Source organism: Enterobacter nematophilus (assembly GCF_026344075.1).
GTDB classification, from domain to species: Bacteria; Pseudomonadota; Gammaproteobacteria; order Enterobacterales; family Enterobacteriaceae; genus Enterobacter; species Enterobacter nematophilus.
On the sequence record NZ_JAPKNE010000007.1, the window covers coordinates 76,235 to 101,652 of the forward strand.

Below are 25,418 nucleotides of genomic sequence, written 5' to 3' on the forward strand. Positions count from 1 at the left end.
GCAAAGGAAGAACAGGTTTGACAACCTCATCACAACATTACCTGGTTATCACCGCGCTGGGTGCCGACAGGCCGGGTATCGTGAACACCATCACCCGTCACGTGAGCAGCTGCGGCTGTAATATCGAAGACAGCCGCCTGGCGATGCTCGGCGAAGAGTTCACGTTTATCATGCTGCTGTCCGGAACATGGAATGCCATTACCCTTATCGAATCCACCCTGCCGCTGAAAGGCGCGGAGCTGGATTTGCTGATCGTCATGAAGCGCACCACCGCGCGCCCGCGTCCGGCCATGCCCGCGACCGTCTGGGTGCAGGTTGAAGTCCCTGATTCTCCGCATCTGATTGAGCGCTTTACCGCGCTGTTCGACAGCCATCAGATGAACATTGCCGAACTCGTCTCCCGCACGCAGCCGGGCGACGAAAGCACCGTTCCCACGCTCTTTATTCAAATTACCGCACACAGCCCTGCCTCGCAGGATGCGTCAAATATCGAGCAAGCGTTCAAAGCCCTCTGTACAGAATTAAACGCGCAGGGCAGTATAAGCGTCGTCAATTATTCGCAGCACGAACAGGATGGAGTTGAGTAATGAATCCACTGAAAGCCGGTGACATCGCACCGAAATTTAGCTTACCGGATCAAGACGGCGAGCAAGTAAATTTGACCGACTTCCAGGGACAGCGTGTTCTGGTCTATTTCTACCCGAAAGCCATGACCCCCGGCTGCACCGTTCAGGCCTGCGGCTTACGCGACAACATGGACGAGTTGAAGAAAGTCGGCGTGGAAGTTCTGGGAATCAGCACGGATAAACCAGAAAAGCTGTCACGATTTGCGGAAAAGGAGCTGCTGAACTTTACGCTGCTTTCCGACGAAGACCACCAGGTATGCGAGCAGTTCGGCGTCTGGGGTGAAAAGACCTTTATGGGTAAAACCTACGACGGCATTCACCGCATCAGCTTCCTGATTGACGCTGACGGCAAAGTTGAGCATGTATTTGACGACTTCAAAACCAGCAACCACCACGACGTGGTGTTGAACTGGCTGAAAGCAAGCGCCTGATAAACAGCAAAACGGCAACCCAGTTGCCGTTTTAGTGTTTTCTCCCTCTCCCCGTGGGTGAGGGCATCAGGCCGCACAAAATCTACTTCTCTTCCACCGCTGGCACATCCGGCCACGCGTGCACCACCGCTTTAATCAGCGTCGCCAGCGGAATAGCAAAGAACACGCCCCAGAACCCCCACAGCCCGCCGAAAATCACCACGGATAAGATAATCACCAGCGGATGCAGGTTCACCGCTTCGGAGAACAGCACCGGCACCAGCAGGTTACCGTCCAGCGCCTGAATGATGAGGTATACCGCAAAGCAGCTCCAGAACTCCGTGCCCAGACCAAACTGGAACAGCGCAACGCCCACCACCGGAATAGTCACCACAAACGCGCCGATGTATGGGATCAAAACCGAAAATCCGACCAGCACCGCCAGCAGCAGCGAGTAGTTCAGGCCGAAGATCAGGAAGCCAATCCAGGTCGCGACCCCGACCACAATCATCTCCAGCACCTTGCCGCGAATGTAGTTGGTGATCTGCTGGTTCATCTCTTCCCAGACCTGCCCGGCCAGGCCGCGATTGCGCGGCAGCACGCGGCGTACCGCGTTAAGCATCTGCTCTTTGTCCTTGACCAGGAAGAACACCATCAGCGGCACGAGCACAAGATAGACGGCCAGGGTGAGCAGCCCCACAAGCGAGGCCAGAGAGTATTTCACCACCGAGTCGCCCATCGTCATGATGCGGGCGCGCATGTTTTCGGCCATCGCATCTATGATCCCCGCATCCATCAGCGCGGGGTAACGACGCGGCAGCGTGGCGGCGAAATCAGACAGCTTGTTCAACATGCCGGGCATATCGCGGATCAGGTAGATCCCCTGCTGCCAGGCAACCGGCATCACCACGAATGCCATCAGCAGCAGAATGCCGACAAACAGCACCAGGACGATGCTGGTCGCCCAGCGGCGTGAACAGCCGATATGTTCCAGGCGCGCCGTTGGCCACTCCAGCAGGTACGCCAGCACAATCGCCACCAGCAGAGGGGCGAGAAGGCCGCTGAAGAAGAACAGAATACCGAATCCGGCAACCAGAATAACCAGCAAAGCAATGGCTTCCGGGTCACTGAACCGACGCCGGTACCACTGCATTAACATTTCGAGCATACAACCCTTCCCTGAATCGATTGGCGGGAGTGAGACGATGAATTGTATCTAATTGTCACAAAAAAGACTTTCGCTTTTTGTATCCCTGTCACAATCCGCAAAAGCCTGATGAATGGGATTTTCTTCATGCGGTAACACGGCTACACTCGCAGGGCAGCAGAGATGAACGATATGCCGGTTCATCGGTCAAATTAGCACCTCCAACATACAGGACAGTGGTTATGTTCAGGCAGTTGAGAAAAACACTGGTTGCAACACTGATTGCCGCAGTGACGGTCGGTCAGGTGTTGCCCGCTTTCGCTGACTCGTCCGATTCATTGCCGGACATGGGCACCACGGCAGGAAGCACGCTCTCTATCGGGCAAGAGATGCAGATGGGTGATTACTATGTGCGCCAGCTGCGCGGCAGCGCCCCGCTGATCAACGACCCTTTGCTGGTGCAGTACATTAACGGGCTGGGGATGCGCCTGGTGGCGCACGCCGACTCGGTAAAAACGCCCTTCCACTTCTATTTAATTAATAACGACGAAATCAACGCCTTCGCCTTCTTCGGCGGGAACGTGGTGCTGCATTCGGCGTTATTCCGTTATTCAGACAACGAAAGCCAGCTGGCCTCGGTAATGGCGCACGAAATTTCGCACGTCACCCAGCGCCACCTCGCGCGTGCGATGGAAGACCAGAAGCGTAACGCCCCGCTGACCTGGGTGGGTGCACTGGGCTCTATTCTGCTGGCGATGGCCAGCCCGCAGGCCGGGATGGCGGCCCTGACCGGTACCCTGGCGGGAACGCGTCAGGGGATGATCAGCTTCACCCAGCAAAACGAGCAGGAGGCGGACCGCATCGGCATTCAGGTTTTACAGCGCTCCGGCTTTGACCCGCAGGCCATGCCGAGCTTCCTGGAAAAACTGCTCGATCAGGCGCGTTATTCATCCCGTCCACCGGAAATTTTGCTCACCCACCCGCTGCCGGAAAGCCGTTTATCGGATGCGCGCAACCGTGCCAACCAGATGCGCCCGGTGGTCGTGCAGTCTTCGCAGGATTTCTACATGGCGAAAGTGAGAACGCTCGGCATGTACAACTCCGGGCGTAACCAGCTCACCAGCGATCTGCTGGATACCCTGGCGAAAGGCAACGTGCGGGAAAAAAACGCCGCGCAGTATGGTCAGGCGCTACAGGCGATGGAAGCCAGCAAATACGACGAAGCGCGTAAAGCGCTGCAGCCGCTGCTGGCAGCCGACCCGAACAATCCGTGGTATCTCGATCTCTCAACGGATATCGATCTGGGGCAGAAGAAAGCCACCGATGCGATTAACCGCCTGAAAGGGGCGAAAGACATACGGACCAACCCGGTGCTGCAGCTTAACCTGGCGAACGCTTACCTGCAGGGCGGTCAGCCCGCGCAGGCCGTGACCATTCTGAACCGCTACACGTTTAACAATAAAGACGACCAGAACGGCTGGGAGCTGCTCGCTCAGGCCCAGGGTCAGCTGGGTAACCGCGATCAGGAGCTGGCCGCGCGTGCTGAAGGCCTGGCGCTGGCGGGCCGTCTCGATCAGGCTATTTCCCTGCTCAGCAGCGCCAGCTCGCAGGTGAAGCTCGGCAGCCTGCAGCAGGCCCGCTACGACGCGCGCATCGACCAACTGCGCGGCCTGCAACAACGCTTTAAGCCGTACGAGAAGATGTAATAAAAGGAGAAGTCATGACAGACGCGGTAAAAATTTACCATAACCCTCGCTGCTCCAAGAGCCGCGACACGCTCAGCCTGCTGAAGTCTAACGGCGTCGACCCGGAAGTGGTGCTGTATCTGGAGACGCCGCCGGACGTGCAGACGATCCGCGAGCTGCTGCACATGCTGGGGATGGGCAGCGCGCGCGAACTGATGCGTCAGAAAGAGGATCTGTATAAATCGCTTAATCTGGATGACGGCCGCCTCACCGAGGCTGAGCTGGTACAGGCGATGGTCGACAATCCAAAGCTGATTGAGCGCCCGATCGTGGTGGCGAACGGCAAGGCGCGAATTGGCCGTCCGCCGGAAGATGTGCTCGAAATCCTCTAGTCCCTGCGCCGCAGCGCTTCCAGAAACGCCTGCGGCGTACTCTCTCCCAGCTTTTTCTGCGTTTTGCCCCGGTTATAGAATTCGCACAGCGCGATCAACACCTCTCCCGCCGGTTCATCATTCACGCGAGGAATAATATCGCGTAATGGCACCGCCACCTGAAGCGCATTGTGTTTTTGGGGATGCGTTTTTACAGCCACATCTTTTGCAGGATCCGTCAGTTCAAAACCAAAAGTCTCAATAGATTGTATATCAGCCGGACAGTCATCAAGCAGCGCCCGCGTCCAGGTATTGAGCAACTGGGGCGAAAGTCCCGCATAGAGCCGGGCATGACACCAGCCGCTTACCGGTTCGCGCGCCCAGAGCAGGTGCTGTTCACCCCCATCGTCCATGTGCAACGACAAAGGCAGATGATGCAGCATCAGCGTGTGCGGCATGATGCCTGCCTTCAGCGCCTTTTTACCCTGCAATGAAGTCCCCTTGTGTTTCGCGGGGGCCGGCTTGAGATAGCGGCTCAGCGTTGCCCGCGAAACGCGGATCCCCAGCACGTCGTTAACCATCTGCAGCAGTTCATCCAGCGGCGCCCCTGAGATGTCGCGCAGCGCATTCACCAGCGCAATCTGCTCCTGTCTCAACGCTTTGTGTATCACTTTTGGCGTGGTGTGGTTATCCGAAACCTGGTCGCGGTTGCGCCAGCGTCTGACGGTAGTGACCGAGATCCCCAGCTCAGCGGCAAGCTCTCTGTCGCTTTTATCCGACTGTTGAAGATAGCGGCGGATACGCGGCGTGGTAGTCGCATTGGCATGCAGTTTAATTTCCATCGCAACAATTCCGTTAACTAATCATATGAGATTTATATAACGGGAGCGATTGCTTTGTGACCGATTTCACCTTTCGCTCGCCGCGCTTCACTGATAATCCTCAGACATAACATAAACCACGCCACTCAATCTTGTACGGAGTTCACAATGAACAATGTTCTGGGATTTCTTGAAGCAAAACTGATGCCCCTGGCGGCGAAAACGGCCCAGCAGCGTCATCTCGGGGCCATACGCGGCGCCTACGTTTCATTCATGCCGTTTATCATCGTCGGCTCCATCCTGCTGGTGATCTCCTCATTCCCGAACCAAACCTATCAGCAGTTTATGTCTCAGGCCTTTGGTGAGAGCTGGAGCGCGATTATTGAAATCCCGTTCAACGCGGTGTTCTCCACCATGTCGTTGTTCATCAGCTTTCTGGTCGCCTTCCGCCTGGCGGAACACTACGGCGAGGACCGCATCTCCTGCGGCATCCTGGCGCTGGTGGCGTTTCTGATCCTGACCCCGTTTATTAAGGTGGCGGAAAACGGCGGTATTACCGTGATGCCGGTGGAGTGGATTGGCAGCAAAGGATTGTTCGTGGCGATGATCGGCTCGCTGCTCTGGACGGAGCTGTTCTGCTGGCTGAAGCGCAAAAATCTGGTCATTAAAATGCCGGACGGCGTGCCGCCTGCGGTGCAGGAGTCGTTCGCGGCGCTGATCCCGGCCCTGCTGGTGATGATTCTGGTGCTGGGTATCCGCATCGTCTTTGAAAACACCCACTACAGCACCATCCATCAGTTTATTTATGAAGTGGTTGCCACGCCGGTGCGCCACTACGGCACCTCCTACTTTGGCGCGCTGATGACCGTCTTCAGCATCACCATTCTCTGGTCCGTGGGCATTAACTCCGGCTCGATGATTAACGGCATCATTCGTCCGCTGTGGATGGAAAACCAGACGGACAACATCGCCGCGATTCAGGCCGGCACAACGCCGCCGCACATCATCACCGAGCAGTTTTTTGACATGATCTGGATGGGCGGCGCGGGTGCCACGCTGTCGCTGGTGATTGCGATGCTGATTTTCGCGCGCAGTAAAAACATGCGCGAAGTGGCGCGCCTCGGCGCCGGGGCGTCGGTGTTTAACATCAACGAGCCGATTCTGTTTGGCCTGCCGGTGATCATGAACCCGATCATGCTCATCCCGTTCAACCTGGTGCCGCTGGTGCTGGTCACCGTGCAGTATGCGGCGATGAAAGTTGGTGCGGTCGCCGTTACCACCGGGGTGTTTATCCCCTGGACGCTGCCGCCGGTGATCAGCGGTTTTATCGTCACCGGGCACCTGAGCGGCAGCGTGATGCAGCTGATCAACCTGCTGATTGGCGCCATGCTGTACCTGCCCTTTATGCGTATCGTGGACAAACAGTACCGCGCGGCGGAAATTGCCACCGTTACGCAAACCGACACCACCCTTGCAAAACAGGAGTAAAGCATGTGGGGAATTATCGCAACCTGGCGAATGGCGCTTGAAGGGGTAACGGAATCTGCGTCTGCCCTGGCGGCGGGAAAGCCGGTCGCTACGGCGGTGGTTGATGCCGTCGCCGCCGTCGAAGACTTTCCGCTGTATAAATCTGTCGGCTACGGCGGACTGCCTACCGAAAACGGTGAAGTCGAGCTGGACGCGGCATACATGGACGGCGACACGCTGGCGTTCGGTGCCGTGGGGAACCTGGTGGATATCGCCAACCCGGTGCGCGTGGCGCACGCGCTCAGCCGCCAGCGCTACAACAGCCTGCTGGTCGGCCAAGGCGCGCGGGAATGGGCGCTAAGCCAGGGCTTTGCCGACAAAACCATGCTCACCGAACGGGCCATGCAGCACTACCGCAAGCGCTGCCGCGAGACGCTGGATAAAGGCTTAAGCCCGTACGACGGACACGACACCGTCGGCATTATCGGCCTCAATAAGCAGGGTTCGATGAGCGTTGCCACCTCCACCAGCGGCCTGTTTATGAAAAAACGCGGCCGCATTGGGGATTCGCCGATTATCGGCTCCGGCTTTTACTGCGACAGCGAAACCGGCGCGGCCACCGCTACGGGCGTCGGTGAAGATCTGATGAAAGGCTGCACCAGCTACGAAATCGTCCGCCGGATGGCGCAGGGTATGACCCCGCAGCAGGCGGCAGACTCCGTGGTGTTCGAGCTGGAAGACAAGCTGATGTCGCGCTTTGGTCGCGTGGGCGATCTCTCCGTAGTGTGCATGAATAACAGGGGCGAATTTGGCGCCGCCACCAACATCAAAACCTTCTCGTTTGTGGTGGCGACGGCCCGTCAGCCGCTCACCGTTTTTCGTACCGAGCGCCTGCGGGAGAAAACGCACTATCACGCCGTGGACGAAGAGTGGATGCAGGCCTATGCCGCGCGGATCCGCGCGCCGATTGAGGAGTCAAAATGATCGCGTATCAGTTAATCACCGCGCTTTCAGACGCGAAGCCGCAAAGCCATTTAATCGCCCGCGTCTCCTGCGCGCAGTTGCCGCAAACCGCGCTTGTGGCCGAAATGCGCGAGTCTGACGGCATCGCGGACACCCGCTTTGGCTGCGCGCCCTTTGCGCGCATCACCCTGCTGCCGGACGCGCTCTGGCATGACGCGCTCACTGAAGGCCTGCTTGCCGCCCTGCGACCGCTGATTGCCTCTCCCGCCAGCGCAGATATCGTGCTGGACGCAACAGATATTGACGACGTCGTGCTGGCCCAGGTGCTGCGTTTTCTCTTTAATCAGGCGCACAGGCTGAGCGATTTACAGCTGAAGAAAACCAGTGAGGGCGTCCGTATTAAGCGCATCACCGCCCTCTGCCTGCCGGAGCAGCAGGAAAAGCTGGAAACGATCTTCCGCCATCAGCAGGCCATCGCCCACGGCATGGTCGCGGCGCGACGCCTGGCGGATATCCCTTCCGACCGCTGCACGCCGCAGTTTGTCGTCGAAGAGGCGCAAAAACTGTGTTCTGCCTTCCCCACCCTGCGCTGTGACGTGTTGAATGAAGAGCAAATCGTTGAGCAGGGGCTGGGTCTGCTGCACGCCGTCGGCAAAGGGGCGACCTGCCCGCCGCGTCTGCTGACTATTCATTACGACGGTGCATCTGACGGCCCAGTGCGCTGCTACGTAGGTAAAGGCATTACGTTTGATACCGGCGGCCTGTGGCTGAAGGAAGGCGCGGGCATGTACACCATGAAATACGACATGTGCGGCGCGGCCAACGTGCTGGGGCTGATGCTGACCGCCGCAGAGCTGGCGCTGCCCGTGCGCATCATGGGCGTGCTGGCGCTGGCGGAAAACGCCATCGGCCCGGACGCCATGCAGCCCGGCACGGTGGCAACGGCCTGTAACGGCATGACGGTTGAAATCAACAACACCGATGCCGAAGGCCGACTGGTGCTCGCGGACGCCATCGCCTGGGCCAGCCAGCGCCATCCGCAGGCGCGCTATATCATTGATATGGCGACCTTAACCGGTGCGGTAGTGAAGGCGCTGGGGTATGAGCTGAGCGGGCTGATGACCCAGGACGAGCCGCTGCGCGCCGCGCTGACGCAGGCGGGTAAGCGGAGCGGCGACGAAGTGTGGTCCCTCCCGCTGGATGCGCGGCTGAAAAAGCAGACCGACAGCGCGATTGCCGATCTGTGCAACACGCCGACCAACAACGCGGCAATCAGCGCCTCGGCGGCGTGGCTGCTGCACCATTTCTGCCCGCAGACGATCCCGTGGGCGCATCTGGACATCAGCGGCACGGCGCTGTGGCGCGAGAATGGCAGGAGCGTGGCGTCGGGCAGACCGATTCCGCTTTTGGTTGAGCACCTGATGGGGGATCTTTAGCCGCCACCGGGCAAAAACTCAAAGCTTAAGAATGTCTTTCACAAACGGAATGGTCAGCTTGCGCTGGGCAGTAATGGAGGCGCGATCGAGCTGATCGAGCGTATCAAACAGGGTGCGCATTTCGCGGTCCAGACGCTTGAGCAGGAAACGGCCCACGTCTTCCGGCAGCTCAAAGCCGCGCTGCTTTGCGCGCAGCTGTAGCGCCTGCAGTTTGTCTTCATCCGACAGCGGCTGGAGCTTGTAGATTTGCCCCCAGTCCAGACGGGACGCCAGATCCGGCAGCCCCAGATTGAGCTGGCGCGGTGGACGATCGCCGGTGATCAGCAGCCGGGTTTTGCCCGACTCCAGGATGCGGTTGTAGAGGTTAAAGATCGCCATTTCCCACGGCTCGTCCCCCGCCACGCATTCGATATTATCGATGCAGACCAGCGAGAGATGTTCCATTCCCTCCAGCACTTCAGGCACGAACCAGGTACGTTTATCCAGCGGCACATAGCCTACCGCGTCACCGCGCGCCGAAAGCTCCGCGCAGGCAGCATGCAGCAGGTGGCTGCGCCCCGCGCCTTCGCGTGACCAGATATAGATGTATCCGCTGTGATCCTGGCGCAGCACGTTTTGCAGTGCAGCCAGTAAAGAGGGGTTATCACCCGGCCAGAAACTCGCGAAAGTTTCGTCGTCAGGGAGATAAAGTGGCAGAGAGAGCTGTGCCGGTCCGTTCAGAAATACCTCAACCAGAGATCTTACATAAAATCGGCGATGAGTTTATCACGGAACCAGCCGGGAGAGAACCGGGCGATCCTTCGCCCGGCATGAAGATCAATGTGGCGCTTTTTCGCTTTCGTCAGCGTCCAGCACCACCTCTTCCGGGCGGATCACCGAGATCAGCTTGAAAATCAGGCTCAGGCCCACGCCGACGATGGTCGCCAGCGCCATGCCCTTCAGCTCGGCCGCGCCGATGTGCACCTTCGCGCCGCTCACGCCGATGATCAGGATAACGGAGGTCAGGATCAGGTTCTGCGCCTTGCTGTAATCCACTTTGGATTCAATCAGCACGCGAATACCGGACGCCCCGATCACCCCGTACAGCAGCAGGGAAACGCCGCCCATTACCGGGACAGGGATAATCTGGATCGCTGCCGCCAGCTTGCCCACGCAGGAGAGCAGAATGGCGATGATCGCCGCGCCGCCGATAACCCAGGTGCTGTAGACGCGGGTAATCGCCATCACGCCGATGTTTTCACCGTAGGTGGTGTTTGGCGTGGAGCCGAAGAATCCGGAGATGATGGTCGAGAAGCCGTTCGCAAACATGGAGCGGTGCAGCCCCGGGTCGCGGATCAGGTCGCGCTTAATGATGTTCGCCGTCACCACCAGGTGGCCAACGTGCTCGGCAATCACCACCAGCGCGGCAGGCAGAATGGTGAAAATAGCAAACCATTCAAAGCGCGGGGTGTAGATGGTTGGCAGCGCGAACCAGGGTGCCTGAGCAATCGGAGTGGTATCCACCACGCCCATGACGAAGGAGAGCGCATAGCCCGCAAGCACGCCAATCAGGATCGGGATAATCGCCATAAAGCCGCGGAACAGCACGGAGCCAAACACCGTCACGCCCAGGGTTACCAGCGAGATAATGATGGTTTTGGAATCCGGTGACTGACCGTCCGCAGGCAGCAGGCCGGCCATGTTCGCCGCCACGCCCGCCAGTTCGAGACCGATAACGGCAACGATGGCCCCCATCGCCGCAGGCGGGAACATCACGTCCAGCCAGCCGGTGCCCGCTTTCTTCACGATGAAGGAAACGATGCAGAACAGCACGCCGCACATGATAAAGCCGCCCAGCGCGACCTCATAACCCAGCGGCAGCAACAGAAGTACCGGGGAGATAAAGGCAAAGCTCGACCCGAGATACGCCGGGATTTTGCCTTTACAGATAAAGAGGTACAGCAGCGTACCGATGCCGTTGAACAGCAGCACGGTAGCCGGGTTAATGTGAAACAGGATTGGCACCAGCACGGTTGCGCCAAACATGGCGAACAGGTGCTGCAAACTAAGCGGGATAGTCTGTAAAAGCGGCGGTCTTTCACTCACCCCGATAGCACGGCGCGTCATAGTGTTTTCCTCTGTGTAGTATTGTTGTTGGTGTTTTATTCAAAAAAAAGCCGACTATCAAAGTCGGCTTATTTATCGTTATTCGATTATTTCGTACCAAAGATTTTATCGCCGGCATCGCCGAGCCCCGGGATGATGTACCCGTGCTCGTTCAGCCCCTGGTCGATAGACGCGGTGTACAGCTCAACGTCCGGGTGCGCTTTTTCCAGCGCAGCGATCCCTTCCGGTGCCGCCACCAGAACCAGAACCTTAATGCTGCTGCAGCCCGCTTTTTTCAGCAGGTCGATGGTGGCGATCATTGAACCGCCGGTCGCCAGCATTGGGTCAACCACCAGCGCCATACGCTCGTCGATGTTAGAGACCAGCTTCTGGAAGTAAGGTACCGGCTCCAGCGTCTCTTCGTTACGGTAGATACCGACCACGCTGATGCGCGCGCTCGGTACGTGCTCCAGCACGCCTTCCATCATGCCAAGGCCGGCACGCAGGATAGGCACCACGGTAATTTTCTTACCTTTGATCTGCTCAACCTGCACCGGGCCGTTCCAGCCTTCGATGGTCACTTTTTCTGTTTCCAGATCAGAGGTTGCTTCGTAGGTCAGCAGGCTACCCACTTCAGAAGCCAGTTCGCGAAAACGCTTCGTGCTGATGTCATGCTCACGCATCAGGCCCAACTTGTGTTTAACGAGTGGGTGTTTCACTTCCACAATCTTCATTCTCTTTCTCCTCTGAGGTGGCATCCGCAAAAAAATCGCGGGATTATACCGCTTTTTTCGGATTGCGCCATACCCAACTTGCTTGACGTATATCAAGCAAAGTGATTTAGAGACAAAAAAAAACCGGAGGCGAGCCTCCGGCTTGGATGCGGGGTGCCACCGAGCAATTATAGCTGCTCGCCGTTGCTCGCAATCACCTGCTTATACCAGTCGAACGACTTCTTCTTGCTGCGGTTCAGGGTGCCGTTACCTTCGTTGTCTTTATCCACAAAGATAAAGCCGTAGCGTTTTTTCATTTCGCCGGTTCCGGCAGACACCAGGTCGATACAGCCCCACGGGGTGTAGCCCATCAGATCCACGCCGTCTTCCACCACCGCTTTTTTCATCTCGCGGATGTGCGCGGAAAGGTAATCAATGCGGTACTGGTCGTTCACCATGCCGTCGCTCTCCTGTACGTCGATCGCCCCAAAGCCGTTCTCAACGATAAACAGCGGCAGCTGATAGTGATCCCAGAACCAGTTCAGGGAGTAGCGCAGCCCGACCGGATCAATCTGCCAGCCCCAGTCGGATTTCTGCACGTACGGGTTGGAGACCAGGCTCTTGCTCTCGTCGTAGTCCAGCTGCGGGTTGTCCGCCGTCGCTTTGGTGGTAAAGGACATGTAATAGCTGAAGCCGATGTAATCGACGCAGCCCTGCTTCAGCGCGGCTTTATCTTCTTCGGTAATATCCAGCGCGAAGCCGCGACGTTCGAAGTAGTTGAGCAGATGCTGCGGATACTTGCCGCGCACGTGAACGTCGGTAAACCAGTAGCGACGGTGCATGGCGTTCATCGCCATCATCATGTCGTCCGGCGCGCAGGTCAGCGGATAGATAGGACACATGGCAATCATGCAGCCGATCTGCAGTGACGGGTTAATCTCGCGCCCCGCCTTCACCGCCAGGGCGCTGGCCACCAGCTCGTAGTGCGCGGCCTGGAACATCACCGGCTCGCGGTCTTCACCCGGCGCGTACTTCAGCCCGGAGTTGGTAAACGGCGCAAAGTCTTCGTGGAAGTTGGCCTGGTTGTTGATCTCGTTAAAGGTCATCCAGTACTTCACTTTGTGCTGGTAGCGCTCAAAAACGACCTTCGCAAAGCGGACAAAGAAGTCGATCAGCTTACGGTTGCGCCAGCCGCCGTATTCCGTCACCAGGTGGAACGGCATCTCAAAGTGGGAAAGCGTAATAACCGGTTCGATGCCGTACTTCAGGCATTCGTCGAACAGATCGTCATAGAATTTCAGGCCCGCCTCGTTCGGCTCAAGCTCGTCGCCTTTCGGGAAGATACGCGTCCAGGCGATGGAGGTACGGAAGCACTTGAAGCCCATCTCGGCAAACAGTTTGATGTCTTCTTTATAGCGGTGGTAGAAGTCGATGGCCTCATGGTTAGGGTAGTTTTTCCCCTCCAGCACGCCGTTGGTGATTTCACGCGGCACGCCGTGCGCCCCCGCCGTCATAACGTCGGCAACGCTTACGCCCTTGCCGCCCTCTTTCCAGCCGCCCTCAAGCTGGTGCGCCGCAACGGCCCCACCCCACAGAAAATCTGCTTTGAATCCTGACATTCGCTTTCCCTCATTCTGCGTTATTTTCTGCAAAAACAATTACAGAAACCGGTTTCAGTTCGATGATGTGCAAAGGGGATATTCGTTGCAAGCAGATCGCCGAAACCGGTTTCATTTTCGTGAACGGAATCAAGTTTGGCTGCATTTACGGGCTATACAGAAAAAAAGATCCCCACGTCCAGAATAGGCTCGCAAACGTTTGCCTGGACTGTTAGAATTGCGCCGATTTTTCTTACTAGCTATGCAATCGCGTGGGGATTTAAGCCGTGACCAACAAAACTTCTCTCAGCTACAAAGATGCCGGTGTTGATATTGACGCAGGTAATGCGCTGGTTGACCGAATCAAAGGTGTGGTGAAGAAAACCCGCCGCCCGGAAGTGATGGGTGGTCTGGGTGGATTCGGCGCACTGTGCGCGCTGCCGCAAAAATATCGTGAACCTGTTCTGGTCTCGGGTACTGACGGCGTAGGCACCAAGCTGCGCCTGGCGATGGATTTAAAACGTCACGACACGATCGGTATCGATCTGGTCGCGATGTGTGTGAATGACCTGGTGGTTCAGGGCGCAGAGCCGCTGTTCTTCCTCGATTACTACGCGACCGGCAAACTGGATGTGGATACCGCAGCCAGCGTCATTAACGGTATCGCCGAAGGCTGTCTGCAGTCCGGCTGTGCGCTGGTGGGCGGTGAAACCGCTGAAATGCCGGGCATGTACCACGGCGAAGATTATGACGTCGCGGGCTTCTGCGTCGGCGTAGTAGAAAAATCAGAAATTATCGACGGCAGCAAAGTGGCCGATGGCGATGTGCTGATCGCGCTGGCCTCCAGCGGCCCGCACTCTAACGGCTACTCTCTGGTGCGTAAAATCCTCGAAGTGAGCGGCTGCGACCCGCTGACCACCGAGCTGGACGGCAAACCGCTGGCCGACCACCTGCTGGCCCCAACCCGCATCTACGTTAAGAACGTGCTGGAGCTGATCGAAAACGTTGACGTTCACGCCATTGCCCACCTGACCGGCGGCGGCTTCTGGGAAAACATTCCGCGCGTGCTGCCGGACAACACTCAGGCGGTGATCGACGAATCCTCATGGCAGTGGCCAGCCGTTTTCAACTGGCTGCAGACCGCAGGCAACGTGAGCTCTCACGAAATGTACCGCACCTTCAACTGCGGCGTGGGCATGGTTATCGCCCTGCCCGCAAGTGAAGCGGATAAAGCGGTTAAGCTGCTGACCGAAAAAGGTGAAAACGCGTGGAAAATCGGTACGATTAAAGCCTCCGATTCCGAACAGCGTGTGGTCATTGAATGAAAAACATCGTGGTGCTCATTTCCGGCAACGGAAGCAATTTGCAGGCAATCATAGACGCCTGCAAACAGAAGAAAATCAATGGCACCATTCGGGCAGTTTTCAGCAACAAGGCCGACGCGTTCGGCCTTGAGCGCGCGCGGGAAGCGAACATTCCTGCGCACGCGCTGGAAGCCAGTCAGTTCGCCGGACGTGAAGCCTTTGACCGCGAGCTGGTGCAGGAGATTGACGCCTACGCGCCGGACGTGGTGGTGCTGGCGGGCTATATGCGTATTCTGAGCCCGGCCTTCGTCGAACATTACGCCGGTCGTCTGCTGAATATTCACCCTTCCCTGCTGCCAAAATATCCCGGCCTGCACACCCATCGACAGGTGCTGGAAAACGGCGACGAGGAACACGGCACCTCCGTCCATTTCGTGACCGACGAGCTGGACGGCGGCCCGGTGATCCTCCAGGCGAAAGTCCCGGTCTTTGACGGCGACAACGAAGACGACGTGACCGAACGCGTGCAGGCTCAGGAACACGCCATTTACCCGCTGGTGGTAAGCTGGTTTGTTGACGGGCGTCTGGCGATGCGCGACGGCACGGCCTGGCTGGACGGCGTGAAGTTACCCCCGCAGGGTTATGCGGCCGAAGAGTAGTTTGCTATGTCGGGTGGCGCTCCGCTTACCCGATATTCCCTCCCCCAACCCGCTAAATTCCCCAACAAAAAAAATAACTGTCATACTTTTCTGGCACTGTTGGACATATCGTGGAAATGCTCGCCATAATAAGGACGAGACGGATTTACCACGTCCTGTGATTGAACTGGAGTGTGAGCTGTAATGGGTCAGGAAAAGTTATATATCGAGAAAGAGCTAAGCTGGTTAGCATTTAACGAACGTGTACTCCAGGAAGCGGCAGACAAAAGCAACCCGCTGATCGAACGCATGCGTTTTTTAGGCATTTATTCCAACAACCTGGATGAGTTCTACAAGGTTCGCTTTGCCGAGCTGAAAAGACGGATCATCATCAGCGAAGAACAGGGCTTAAACTCGCACTCGCGGCATCTGCTGGGCAAAATCCAGTCCCGCGTGCTGAAAGCCGATCAGGAATTTGACGGCCTGTATAACGAACTGCTGCTGGAGATGGCGCGCAATCAAATCTTCCTGATTAACGAACGTCAGCTTTCCGTTAACCAACAAAACTGGCTGCGCCACTATTTTAAACAGTACCTGCGCCAGCACATTACCCCGATTCTCATCAACCGCGAAACCGATCTGGTGCAGTTCCTGAAGGATGACTATACCTATCTGGCGGTGGAAATTATTCGCGGTGAATCCATCCGTTACGCCCTGCTGGAGATCCCGTCCGACAAGGTGCCGCGCTTTGTGAACCTGCCGCCGGAAACCCCGCGCAGACGCAAGCCGATGATCCTGCTGGATAACATCCTGCGCTACTGTCTGGACGATATTTTCAAAGGCTTCTTCGATTACGATGCGTTAAACGCCTACTCGATGAAGATGACCCGTGACGCCGAATATGACCTGGTGCACGAGATGGAAGCCAGCCTGATGGAGCTGATGTCCTCCAGCCTGAAACAGCGCCTGACGGCCGAACCGGTGCGTTTTGTCTATCAGCGCGATATGCCGGACGCTATGGTAGAGATGCTGCGCGAAAAACTGACCATTTCGCGCTATGACTCCATCGTGCCGGGTGGCCGTTACCACAACTTTAAAGACTTTATTGGCTTCCCGAACGTCGGCAAAGCCAATCTGGTGAACAAGCCGCTGCCGCGCCTGCGTCATATCTGGTTCGATAAGTTCCGCAACGGGTTCGACGCCATTCGCGAGCGCGACGTGCTCCTCTACTACCCGTACCACACGTTTGAACACGTGCTGGAGCTGCTGCGTCAGGCGTCGTTCGACCCGAACGTGCTGGCTATCAAAATCAACATCTACCGCGTGGCAAAAGATTCCCGCATCATCGACGCGATGATCCACGCGGCGCACAACGGCAAAAAAGTGACCGTGGTGGTTGAGCTGCAGGCGCGCTTCGACGAAGAGGCGAACATCCACTGGGCGCGCCGCCTGACGGAATCGGGCGTGCACGTGATCTTCTCCGCGCCGGGGCTGAAAATTCACGCCAAGCTGTTCCTGATCTCGCGTAAAGAGGGCGACGACGTGGTGCGCTACGCCCACATCGGCACCGGGAACTTTAACGAAAAAACCGCGCGGATTTACACCGACTACTCGCTCTTAACCGCCGACGCCCGCATCACCAACGAGGTGCGCCGGGTCTTTAACTTTATCGAAAATCCGTACCGCCCGGTGAGCTTCGACTATCTGCTGGTCTCGCCGCAGAACTCGCGCCGCCTGCTGTACGATATGATCGATAAAGAGATCGCCAATGCCCAGAAGGGCTTGTCGTCCGGCATCACGCTGAAGCTTAACAACCTGGTCGATAAAGGACTGGTGGACAGGCTGTATGCCGCGTCCAGTTCCGGCGTGCCGGTTAACCTGCTGATCCGCGGCATGTGCTCGCTTATCCCGGAACTGGAAGGCATTAGCGACAATATTCGCGTTATCAGCATCGTTGACCGCTACCTGGAGCACGATCGGGTCTATATTTTCGATAATGCGGGTGATAAACAGGTCTATCTCTCTTCAGCAGACTGGATGACGCGCAATATTGACTATCGAATTGAAGTCGCGACGCCGCTGCTGGATCCGCGTCTGAAACAGCGTATCCTCGACATTATCGAGATCCTGTTCAGCGATACGGTGAAGGCGCGCTATATCGACAAAGAACTCAGTAACCGCTACGTACCGCGCGGCAACCGCCGTAAAGTGCGGTCACAGCTGGCGATTTACGACTATATCAAATCACTCGAGCAACCCGATTAACCTATGCCGATAAATGATAAGACCCCACGCCCGCAGGAATACGCCGCGGTCGATCTTGGCTCTAACAGTTTTCACATGGTCATCGCCCGTGAGGTGGATGGCGCGCTGCAGATCATCGGTCGTCTGAAGCAGCGCGTACACCTGGCGGATGGGCTTGATGAGCGCAGCATGCTCAGCGAAGAGGCGATGGAGCGCGGCCTGAACTGCCTGTCGCTGTTTGCTGAACGCCTGCAGGGCTTCTCGCCCTCCAGCGTTTGCATCGTGGGCACCCACACGCTGCGCCAGGCGCTGAACGCGCCGGAGTTCCTCAAGCGAGCCGAAAAAGTGATCCCTTACCCGATTGAGATCATCTCCGGTAACGAGGAGGCGCGTCTGATATTCATGGGCGTGGAGCACACCCAGCCGGAAAAAGGGCGCAAGCTGGTGATCGACATCGGCGGCGGCTCAACGGAGCTGGTGATCGGCGAAGACTTTGAGCCGCGCCTGGTGGAGAGCCGTCGCATGGGCTGCGTCAGCTTCGCGCAGATGTACTTCCCCGGCGGCACCATCACCCGTGAGAACTTCCAGCGGGCAAAAATGGCTGCGATCCAGAAGCTGGAGAATCTGGCCTGGCAGTACCGCATTCAGGGCTGGAACGTGGCGCTGGGCGCGTCGGGCACCATCAAGGCGGCGCATGAAGTGCTGCTGGCGATGGGTGAAAAAGACGGCTTTATCACGCCTGAACGCCTGACGTTGCTGACCGAAGAGGTGCTGAAGCATAAAAGTTTTGACGCCCTAAGCCTGCCGGGGCTTTCCGACGAGCGTAAGGCAGTCTTCGTGCCGGGCCTGGCTATTCTCTGCGGCGTGTTTGACGCCCTGGCGATTAAAGAGCTGCGCCTCTCCGACGGCGCGCTGCGTGAGGGCGTGCTGTATGAGATGGAGGGCCGCTTCCGTCATCAGGACATTCGCAGCCGCACCGCGCAGAGCCTGGCCAACCAGTACAACATCGACCGCGAGCAGGCGAAGCGCGTGCTTGAAACCACGGTGCAGATGTACGAGCAGTGGCAGGAGCAGAATCCCAAGCTGGCGCACCCGCAGCTTGCCGCCCTGCTGAAGTGGGCCGCGATGCTGCACGAGGTGGGGCTGAACATCAACCACAGCGGGATGCACCGCCATTCGGCCTATATTCTGCAAAACAGCGATCTCCCTGGCTTCAACCAGGAACAGCAAACCATGATGGCGACGCTGGTGCGCTATCACCGCAAAGCCATTAAGCTCGACGATCTGCCGCGCTTCACGCTGTTCAAGAAAAAGCAGTTCCTGCCGCTTATTCAGCTGCTGCGCCTGGGCGTGCTGCTGAATAATCAGCGTCAGGCCACCACCACACCGCCGACGCTGAAGCTGAAAACCGACGATCACCACTGGACGCTGAGCTTTCCGCACGACTGGTTCAGCCAGAACGCGCTGGTCCTGCTGGACCTGGAAAAAGAGCAGCAGTACTGGGAAGCGGTCACCGGCTGGCTGCTCAAAATTGAGGAAGAGAGCGCCGACGTCGCCGCGTAACGGCTCAGGCGTCCGCCGTGGACGCCTCTGCTTCCAGCAGTGACTCAAGCGCTGCCGGTCTGCCAATCAGATAGCCCTGCACATAATCGATGCCTAGCGCGTGCACCGCGCTACGTATCTCTTCGGTCTCGACATATTCCGCCACCACCAGCATCTTCTTCATGCGCGCCAGATGGCAAATAGAGGCCACAATCTGGTAATCCAGGCTGTTGCTGACGATATTGCGAATAAAGCTGCCGTCAATCTTGAGGATGTCTGCGTCCACGCTTTTCAGCCGCGCATAGCTCGCATAGCCGGTACCGAAGTCATCAATCGCAATGCGTACCCCCATTTTCTGCAGCTGGCTGAGGATGTGGAGCCCCTGCTCCGCGTTGCTGAAGGTGCTGCACTCCGTCACTTCAAAGATCAGCTGCCACGGCTCAATCGCATATTTCGCCAGCAGGCGACTCACCTCAAGCGGGAACTGCACCCGACACACCGTTGAAGGAGCCAGATTAATGGCAAAGCGCTGGCCGGGCAGCCGTTCACGATGCGCGGCGAGGAAGCGCAGCGTATGCTCCAGCACCCACAAATCCACCCGCGAAGAGAGGCCAAACTCCTGGGCTATCGGCAGGAATTGTTCAGGGGAGATCAACAGTCCGTTTGCGTCCGTCATCCGCAGCAAGACCTCGTGATAGCTATCGCCGCGCAGGCCGCGTACGGGCTGAACGAGCAGCGTGAATGCGTTGTTATCCAGCGCACGCTGCAGGCGACTCATCACCGCGACTTTATCCTTCAGGCTGCGCTGCAGATGCACGGCACCGCGCTGCTGGAGATTTTCCGGATGATTAGAGGAGAGCGACAGATCGGCCACCACCCCCAGCTCACCCAGCACCAGATAGAGGTGGTTAACCGGCGAACGCACATAGCAGTAGCTCACGCCCACCTGCGGCTGCAGCGGCATGCCGTCCCAGACAAAGCGGAACTGCTTGATGTGCTCGTCGAGGGTTTCAATCCGCTGCTGGTGCGATTCGGCGTTAAGGCGAATAGCCATGTCACAGCCCGTCAGGTGATAAACCTGCTCATTGGGCTGGAGCGTACCGTTTACCCACTGCGCCAGCTGCTGTTTGTACTGAATGCGCAGTAACACGCCATAGTTACGGCCCAGGATTTCCAGCTCCGGAACGCGGAGTAAACAGAGCGCCGACCACGGGTTTTTCGCCAGATCGCGCGAGAGCGCCCGCAGGTTAGGCATATGCAGGACAGGGTCGAGCAGCGCCAGCCTGCGGGAGCGCTTGTTCACCGCCCGCTGCCGGGTCGCCAGCATCGACATGTAAATCACCACAAACGAGAAAACCAGATAGCTGGAAGAGGTGATCGCCAGCTGAATGTCGTACCCCTGGTTCACGGGGATATAGCGGTAAAAATAGTGAATAGACACCAGCAGTATCGGGATCCAGATAAGCGAAATCAGCTTATAGCCAAAGCGCATCGCGCCCCAGAGCATCACCGGCATCAGCAGCGACAGGGTGTAGTTAGTGGTGAAAATCGAACTGTTTTCATTCATCGGCAGCAGCAGGAGCGAAAGCAGCCCGGCAAGCGCAATGGCCCAAATCAGAAACTCCGCGAGCGTCACCTTTTTGTCTATCTGGGTACGGATCTGCGAGATGAGGCTTTTAAGATAGCGCGGATGACGAATCAGGCGGATCAGCAGATAACTTAACGGCACGCCCGTCAGGCCGCTGACCAGCAGGGCCTGATAGTTGATCAGCGTGCGAATGTTGAGGGGGTTAAGCCCTGCCAGGCTCTGGCGACTCTCATACACGCCCAGATACACCGCAAACTGGAACAGCAGCAGAAACAGCGTCGCGGGGCAGAAGGCCTGCCAGAAGATGCGCTGCGCCATCAGCCGTACGTCGCCGTACGCCGTCATATTCCGTCTGGGCGCAAACACCCGGTAGCCGCCCCAGCTCAGCACAATAGGGACAATAAAATGGAGCACGCCGGCGACGGTTTCAAACATCCCGACCGACGGGTAATAGCGGATAAACAGCGACAATACGATCCCGGGAAGGGCTTCCAGGCCAAAAAACATCATCAGCGAAAGCAAAAACGAGAGCGGTAAATAATAAAGTGCCGCTATCCCGTCGCCCAGCTGGGTGAACGTATTCGCCACGCTCAGTATGGGAAGTAAAACCACCGGTAAAATAAGCGGCAAAGACCACCAGCGGTGTTTATTCTTTTTCAGAAAAGCGAAAATATTCATAGATGCCCGGTTAAACCCCTTTTTCTCCAGAGGGAAAATAAAGACAGGCATCCAACCTGACCTGGCGCCGCCCGGCGACGTGCGGGGCGAACGGTATGGAGGAGGGATTTTAAATAGCAGGGCCGGGAATCCGTTGACATAAATCAAACTATTTTACGCAAATAAGCCTTGCACAGCGTTTTTTTGAAATAATTTTCTTCATATTATCAATATGGTAAATGCAATTATTAATTTCAATAACAATAATTAATGTAAGCATTGACGGTTATTTACACATGACGGAATTGACCCTCTCTTTCCTCTGTGCCTTAATATCCCCGTCGCCCAGATGGGCATGCCCAGGAAAAAAGAGAGTGAGTCAGGCCACGCGTATGCGCAAACGACACCGTTTTAACACCCGAATGACACGCATCATACTGCTCATCAGCTTTCTGTTTTTCTTTGGCCGCTTCGTTTACTCTTCCATCGGCGCCTGGTATCACCACCAGGACAAAGTCCAGTCACAGCAGTCCAGCCTGAACGTCGACGCCGCTGATCGCTAGCCCTGCGGAGGGTTTTGCACCAGCCGAATAATCCCCGCGATCCCTTTGCTGAGGATCTTGTCCTGCCGCATCACGATGGCCAGCTGCCGCTGAAGCATGGGCGTGAGCGACATGACGCAGAGCCCTTCACGGTCAGCGTCATGCTCAACCGCCATTCGCGGAACGATACTGTAGCCGAGCCCCACGCGAACCATACGCTTGATCGCCTCAATGCTGCCAAGCTGCATCACCGGCGCGATCGCTAACCCATTGGCCGCAAACCAGCCATCAATCAGCGCCCGGGTACCGCTGCCAGACTCAAAGGCGATCAGCGGCTGAACATGAAGCGCCTCCGGGGTTAACTCCCTGAAAGCGTCCTGCTGCTCCCGCGAGGCGATAAAAACAAACTCCTCGTCCATCACCGGCATAACGTCCAGCGCTCTGCCGCTGACCGGCAGCGTCACCAGCCCCATATCGAGACGGTTCTCTTCGATAGCTCTGACGATATCGAGGGTGTTGCCCGTCGTTACGCCCACCCGCAGGAGCGGATAGTCGCGGCGCAGCTGCGCCAGCAGGGGCGGCAGAAGATGGATGCAGGCCGTCGCCCCCGTGCCAAGGGTAATGGTCCCGCTGACATCGTGGCTGAACGCGCTCACGGACCGGAGGGTTTCGTCCACGACCTGCTGAATGCGCTCTCCGTGCACCAGCAGTGACTCTCCGGCCGCCGTGGCCTTAATGCCCCGCCCGGTACGCTCCACCAGCCGCGTTTGCAGAAACTGCTCCAGCTGGCGTATTTGCAGGCTAACCGCGGGCTGGGAAATGCCCAGCAGATCCGCCGCCGCGGAAAAGCTGCCGCGCTGGATCACCAGACGGAACGTCGCGAGATAGCCAAGGTTAAGCGTCGTCATTCAAAGTTTCTCTTATACAGCGCATAAGGTTGCAGGCCTGCCAGCACAATACCGCGCTCGCTATGCTCAGGACAACTGCATAACGGAATGAAAAACAATGGAAACACCTGCCCTGCCTCGTCGCCTTGCCCTCACTGCCGGATGTAATCAGCTTATCAACTGGGGGATCTCGTTTTACCTGCCCGGCACCTTTGCGCGGGCGATTTCAGCCGACCGGGGGTGGTCAGCGCCGCAGATTTACCTCGGCCTGACGCTGGCGATGCTGGTGATGGCCGCGGTCTCCCCTTTCGTCGCCCGCCTGCTGGCACGCTTTGGCGGACAGAAAGTGGTGATGGGCGGAACGCTGCTGATTGCCGCAAGCTGCGCCGGTATGGCGTATACCCGGACGCTGTATGGCTGGTACGGTGCCTGGCTACTGTGCGGCATCGGGATGCGTCTGTCGCTGTATGACGCGCTGTTCGCCGCGCTGGTCAATCTTTATGGCCAGCAGGCACGCGGGACGATCTCACGTATTACGCTGATGGGCGGGCTGGCGTCTGCCGTCTTCTGGCCGCTGGGTGACGCTTTACTCAAGGTGATGGCATGGCAGGACGCGCTGAAAATCTACGCCCTTTTCGGATTACTGAGCGCCCTGCTGCTTCGCCACTTTCCGCGTCAGCGCTTTATGGTGAAGCCAAAAGCAAGCGCGCCGGTCTCGCCACGAGACAGGCGTAACGGCTGGCTGTATGCGACCTTTATTGCGCTCATTACCTTCGTCTCAAACGGGACCTCTACCCACCTCCCCGAGTTTATCGCCAGTTTCGGCCTGCCGGTCGCGGTCGGCATGCTGTGGGGGATCGGCCAGACGGGCGCGCGCTTTATGGAGGTGCTGGCGGGTGCACGTTTAACCCCGTTAAAACTCACGCTTTTTACTGCCCTTGCCATGCCGCTTTGTTTTCTCATCGGTCTGAGCAGCACCCTGTTTGCCTGGTGTGCCGCCGGATTTGTGCTGGGCTATGGCGCAATTAACGGGCTGGTAACCATTGTCAAAGCGACCCTGCCGCTGGAGCTGTTCAGCGCGGAGCGTTACGCCAGCCGGACAGGCATGCTTCTCATTCCGGGCCAGATGATGGCCGCGGCTTCCCCGTTTGCCTTTGCGTGGCTGAATAAAACACTGGGTATTACGGGCACGCTGTGGTTTTCGCTGAGCCTGACGCTGATTATCGCGGGGCTGGCGGTAAGTATGTTGAGATCGCAACCGCAGCAGGGCGTCCCTGCCCTGAGCGACTAGAGCACAAAGCCACCGTCAATAGTCAGGCTCGCGCCCGTCATATATCCGGACTCCTCGCCAGCAAGCCATGCGGCAAGCGATGCGATCTCGTCCGGCTGCCCGATGCGCTGCAAAGGGATATGCGCCACGATCTGCTCCGCCATTCCGGCCGTCATATCCGTGGCGATGGGGCCGGGCTGGATGTTGTTAATGGTGATCCGCTTAGGCGCCAGATCCAGCGCCAGGTTCTGCACCATCGCAGCCACCGCGGCTTTACTCATTGCGTAAACGCTGCTTCCCGCATGTCCTGTCCGCACTGCGGTGTTGCTGCCAATGGTGATCACTCTTCCCCCTTCCGCCATCCCTTTTACTGCCGCCTGAATGGAGAGGAAAACGCCGCGCACGTTCACCGACAGCGTGGCATCCAGATCTTCCAGCGAGTATTCCTCAAGCCTTCCCAGCCGCAGTACGCCTGCGTTCACGACGGCGACATCCAGCCTGCCGTAATGTTTAATCGTGGCATCAACCGCAGCCTGAATAGCGGCAGCGTCCGCGCTATCCGCATTAATCGCCAGCGCCTGTCCGCCCGCATCAGCAATGGATGAGACAAGCGCATTAGCCCGGTCCGGGCGTGATACCCACGTCACGGCAACGCGATACCCTTCCTTCGCCAGCCGCACCGCTATAGCCGCGCCAATTCCACGTGCGCCGCCGAAAATCAAAGCGACTTTTTGACTATTCATCATATTTTCTCCGGTCAGTTTGCGCACCCGATGGGTGCGCCTGGAGATACCATGCCAGCAAACAGCCTGCTGTGCCCGGGCAGAATGTATCACACTGTATCTGCCCCATCAGGCTTACGCGTCGATACAAAAACCCCGCATAAGCAAACAGGCGCGATACATAAAAATGGTCTGCTGTCTCTCGTGACATTACCCACGAGGAGATACCGAAATGATTCGCCATCATCTGTTGCTTTCCATACTCGCCCTGACGACTTCCGTCTGCGCTGCCCCCCTGAGCGGCCTCAGCGCCGCCGACGTTAACGGCCCTGCCGCCGTTGCGCCGCTGGAACACCCGCAGCCGCCCGCCAGGCTGATCGTCGATCCCCCGCTCCCGGGCCCGCTGAGCAAAGGCGCGGTGTTTATTCAGTACCGGGCCGAAAACCTGCGCATCGAGCCGGTCTTCGGCCCCGAGGCGCTCAAGGTGACCCCGCGTATCGGACACATTCACGTGGTGGTGGACGGCGCGCCGTGGCACTGGGCTGACGCCAGCGGCGAGCCGGTGATCCTGGTGGGGCTGCCCGCCGGCAAGCACAAGGTAACGATCATCCTGGCCGACCCGACGCACAAGCCGCTCGACCACAAAACCATTGAATTCACCGTCCCGCCCCACGCGGCGGTCCACCATTTTTAAGGAGTCTG

Annotated in this window: 23 protein-coding genes; 14 read left to right on the forward strand and 9 right to left on the reverse strand. The window is 57.8% G+C overall.

The features are described 5' to 3' along the window. The first annotated feature begins 17 nt into the window (after nucleotides 1-17). Together OSH03_RS17245 and bcp are read left to right on the forward strand one after the other, a co-directional pair. Nucleotides 18-587 (forward strand): glycine cleavage system transcriptional repressor, encoded by a 570-nt coding sequence (locus OSH03_RS17245; protein ID WP_028014022.1) that lies wholly within the window; start codon nucleotides 18-20, stop codon nucleotides 585-587. Then, entirely contained in the window at nucleotides 587-1,057 is a 471-nt protein-coding gene (gene bcp / locus OSH03_RS17250; RefSeq protein WP_032659360.1) for a thioredoxin-dependent thiol peroxidase, read from the forward strand. The genes OSH03_RS17245 and bcp overlap by 1 nt, the downstream gene beginning before the upstream one ends. Before the next feature lie 82 nt (nucleotides 1,058-1,139). Here the strand turns inward: bcp and OSH03_RS17255 are convergent, their stop codons facing one another. Next, nucleotides 1,140-2,204, reverse strand: coding sequence for an AI-2E family transporter (locus OSH03_RS17255; protein WP_061097430.1), 1,065 nt, complete (start codon nucleotides 2,202-2,204; stop codon nucleotides 1,140-1,142). A gap of 221 nt (nucleotides 2,205-2,425) precedes the next feature. Between OSH03_RS17255 and bepA the strand changes: the two genes are divergently transcribed. Together bepA and arsC are read left to right on the forward strand one after the other, a co-directional pair. Continuing rightward, the gene (gene bepA, locus OSH03_RS17260) at nucleotides 2,426-3,889 is read left to right on the forward strand and encodes a beta-barrel assembly-enhancing protease (protein ID WP_041908772.1); all 1,464 of its coding nucleotides are present in this window, start codon (nucleotides 2,426-2,428) and stop codon (nucleotides 3,887-3,889) included. Nucleotides 3,890-3,903: 14 nt separating this feature from the next. Further along, nucleotides 3,904-4,260: an arsenate reductase (glutaredoxin) gene (arsC, locus tag OSH03_RS17265; protein ID WP_266179667.1), complete on the forward strand. Its 357-nt coding sequence runs from the start codon at nucleotides 3,904-3,906 to the stop codon at nucleotides 4,258-4,260. Here arsC and OSH03_RS17270 read toward each other — a convergent pair. Continuing rightward, nucleotides 4,257-5,081: a helix-turn-helix domain-containing protein gene (locus tag OSH03_RS17270; RefSeq protein ID WP_266179668.1), complete on the reverse strand. Its 825-nt coding sequence runs from the start codon at nucleotides 5,079-5,081 to the stop codon at nucleotides 4,257-4,259. The two genes, arsC and OSH03_RS17270, sit on opposite strands and share 4 nt — an antisense overlap. A 147-nt stretch (nucleotides 5,082-5,228) precedes the next feature. Between OSH03_RS17270 and celB the strand changes: the two genes are divergently transcribed. Genes celB through OSH03_RS17285 form a run of 3 tightly spaced genes read left to right on the forward strand, consistent with a single transcriptional unit; the run spans nucleotide 5,229 to nucleotide 8,926 of the window. Then, entirely contained in the window at nucleotides 5,229-6,548 is a 1,320-nt protein-coding gene (gene celB / locus OSH03_RS17275; protein ID WP_266179669.1) for a PTS cellobiose transporter subunit IIC, read from the forward strand. Nucleotides 6,549-6,551: 3 nt separating this feature from the next. After that, the gene (locus OSH03_RS17280) at nucleotides 6,552-7,511 is read left to right on the forward strand and encodes a glycosylasparaginase (RefSeq protein ID WP_266179670.1); all 960 of its coding nucleotides are present in this window, start codon (nucleotides 6,552-6,554) and stop codon (nucleotides 7,509-7,511) included. Beyond that, nucleotides 7,508-8,926 (forward strand): leucyl aminopeptidase family protein, encoded by a 1,419-nt coding sequence (locus OSH03_RS17285; RefSeq protein ID WP_266179671.1) that lies wholly within the window; start codon nucleotides 7,508-7,510, stop codon nucleotides 8,924-8,926. Before OSH03_RS17280 ends, OSH03_RS17285 begins: the two co-directional genes overlap by 4 nt. An 18-nt stretch (nucleotides 8,927-8,944) precedes the next feature. On the opposite strand, the gene OSH03_RS17290 is transcribed toward OSH03_RS17285, so the two are convergent. The 4 genes from OSH03_RS17290 to OSH03_RS17305 form a co-directional block, all read right to left on the reverse strand. Further along, nucleotides 8,945-9,646, reverse strand: coding sequence for a DnaA inactivator Hda (locus OSH03_RS17290; protein ID WP_211438414.1), 702 nt, complete (start codon nucleotides 9,644-9,646; stop codon nucleotides 8,945-8,947). A gap of 96 nt (nucleotides 9,647-9,742) precedes the next feature. Then, the gene (gene uraA / locus OSH03_RS17295) at nucleotides 9,743-11,032 is read right to left on the reverse strand and encodes a uracil permease (protein WP_061097424.1); all 1,290 of its coding nucleotides are present in this window, start codon (nucleotides 11,030-11,032) and stop codon (nucleotides 9,743-9,745) included. Between the two features lie 86 nt (nucleotides 11,033-11,118). Next, complete coding sequence (upp, locus tag OSH03_RS17300; RefSeq protein WP_008501641.1) at nucleotides 11,119-11,745, reverse strand: uracil phosphoribosyltransferase; 627 nt, start codon at nucleotides 11,743-11,745, stop codon at nucleotides 11,119-11,121. Between the two features lie 167 nt (nucleotides 11,746-11,912). Then, entirely contained in the window at nucleotides 11,913-13,343 is a 1,431-nt protein-coding gene (locus tag OSH03_RS17305; protein WP_266179672.1) for a 6-phospho-beta-glucosidase, read from the reverse strand. 266 nt (nucleotides 13,344-13,609) lie between these two features. Here OSH03_RS17305 and purM point away from each other — a divergent pair, with 266 nt between their 5' ends. From purM to ppx, 4 genes are all read left to right on the forward strand, one after another. Next, a complete protein-coding gene (gene purM / locus OSH03_RS17310; protein WP_008501643.1) occupies nucleotides 13,610-14,647 on the forward strand; it encodes a phosphoribosylformylglycinamidine cyclo-ligase in 1,038 nt (345 codons plus the stop codon). Beyond that, nucleotides 14,644-15,285, forward strand: coding sequence for a phosphoribosylglycinamide formyltransferase (gene purN, locus OSH03_RS17315; RefSeq protein ID WP_266179673.1), 642 nt, complete (start codon nucleotides 14,644-14,646; stop codon nucleotides 15,283-15,285). Before purM ends, purN begins: the two co-directional genes overlap by 4 nt. 183 nt (nucleotides 15,286-15,468) lie before the next feature. Continuing rightward, nucleotides 15,469-17,529 (forward strand): polyphosphate kinase 1, encoded by a 2,061-nt coding sequence (gene ppk1, locus OSH03_RS17320; protein WP_266179674.1) that lies wholly within the window; start codon nucleotides 15,469-15,471, stop codon nucleotides 17,527-17,529. Nucleotides 17,530-17,532: 3 nt separating this feature from the next. After that, nucleotides 17,533-19,071: an exopolyphosphatase gene (ppx, locus tag OSH03_RS17325; RefSeq protein ID WP_061097421.1), complete on the forward strand. Its 1,539-nt coding sequence runs from the start codon at nucleotides 17,533-17,535 to the stop codon at nucleotides 19,069-19,071. 4 nt (nucleotides 19,072-19,075) lie between these two features. Here ppx and OSH03_RS17330 read toward each other — a convergent pair whose 3' ends face one another. Further along, a complete protein-coding gene (locus OSH03_RS17330; RefSeq protein WP_266179675.1) occupies nucleotides 19,076-21,316 on the reverse strand; it encodes an EAL domain-containing protein in 2,241 nt (746 codons plus the stop codon). A 371-nt stretch (nucleotides 21,317-21,687) separates the two neighbouring features. Here OSH03_RS17330 and OSH03_RS17335 point away from each other — a divergent pair, with 371 nt between their 5' ends. Continuing rightward, nucleotides 21,688-21,858, forward strand: a complete 171-nt coding sequence (locus tag OSH03_RS17335) for a YfgG family protein (protein ID WP_071888235.1) — start codon at nucleotides 21,688-21,690, stop codon at nucleotides 21,856-21,858. Here OSH03_RS17335 and OSH03_RS17340 read toward each other — a convergent pair. After that, nucleotides 21,855-22,745 carry a LysR family transcriptional regulator gene (locus OSH03_RS17340; protein WP_266179676.1) on the reverse strand — a complete coding sequence of 297 codons (891 nt, stop codon included), beginning with the start codon at nucleotides 22,743-22,745 and terminating at the stop codon, nucleotides 21,855-21,857. The two genes, OSH03_RS17335 and OSH03_RS17340, sit on opposite strands and share 4 nt — an antisense overlap. A gap of 97 nt (nucleotides 22,746-22,842) precedes the next feature. On the opposite strand from OSH03_RS17340, the gene OSH03_RS17345 reads away from it, so the two are divergent. Next, nucleotides 22,843-24,015, forward strand: a complete 1,173-nt coding sequence (locus tag OSH03_RS17345) for an MFS transporter (protein ID WP_266179677.1) — start codon at nucleotides 22,843-22,845, stop codon at nucleotides 24,013-24,015. Here the strand turns inward: OSH03_RS17345 and OSH03_RS17350 are convergent. Further along, complete coding sequence (locus tag OSH03_RS17350; RefSeq protein WP_080442047.1) at nucleotides 24,012-24,737, reverse strand: SDR family oxidoreductase; 726 nt, start codon at nucleotides 24,735-24,737, stop codon at nucleotides 24,012-24,014. The genes OSH03_RS17345 and OSH03_RS17350 overlap by 4 nt on opposite strands. A gap of 211 nt (nucleotides 24,738-24,948) precedes the next feature. Between OSH03_RS17350 and OSH03_RS17355 the strand changes: the two genes are divergently transcribed. After that, nucleotides 24,949-25,410, forward strand: a complete 462-nt coding sequence (locus OSH03_RS17355) for a DUF6130 family protein (protein WP_266179678.1) — start codon at nucleotides 24,949-24,951, stop codon at nucleotides 25,408-25,410. Nucleotides 25,411-25,418 lie beyond the last annotated feature (8 nt).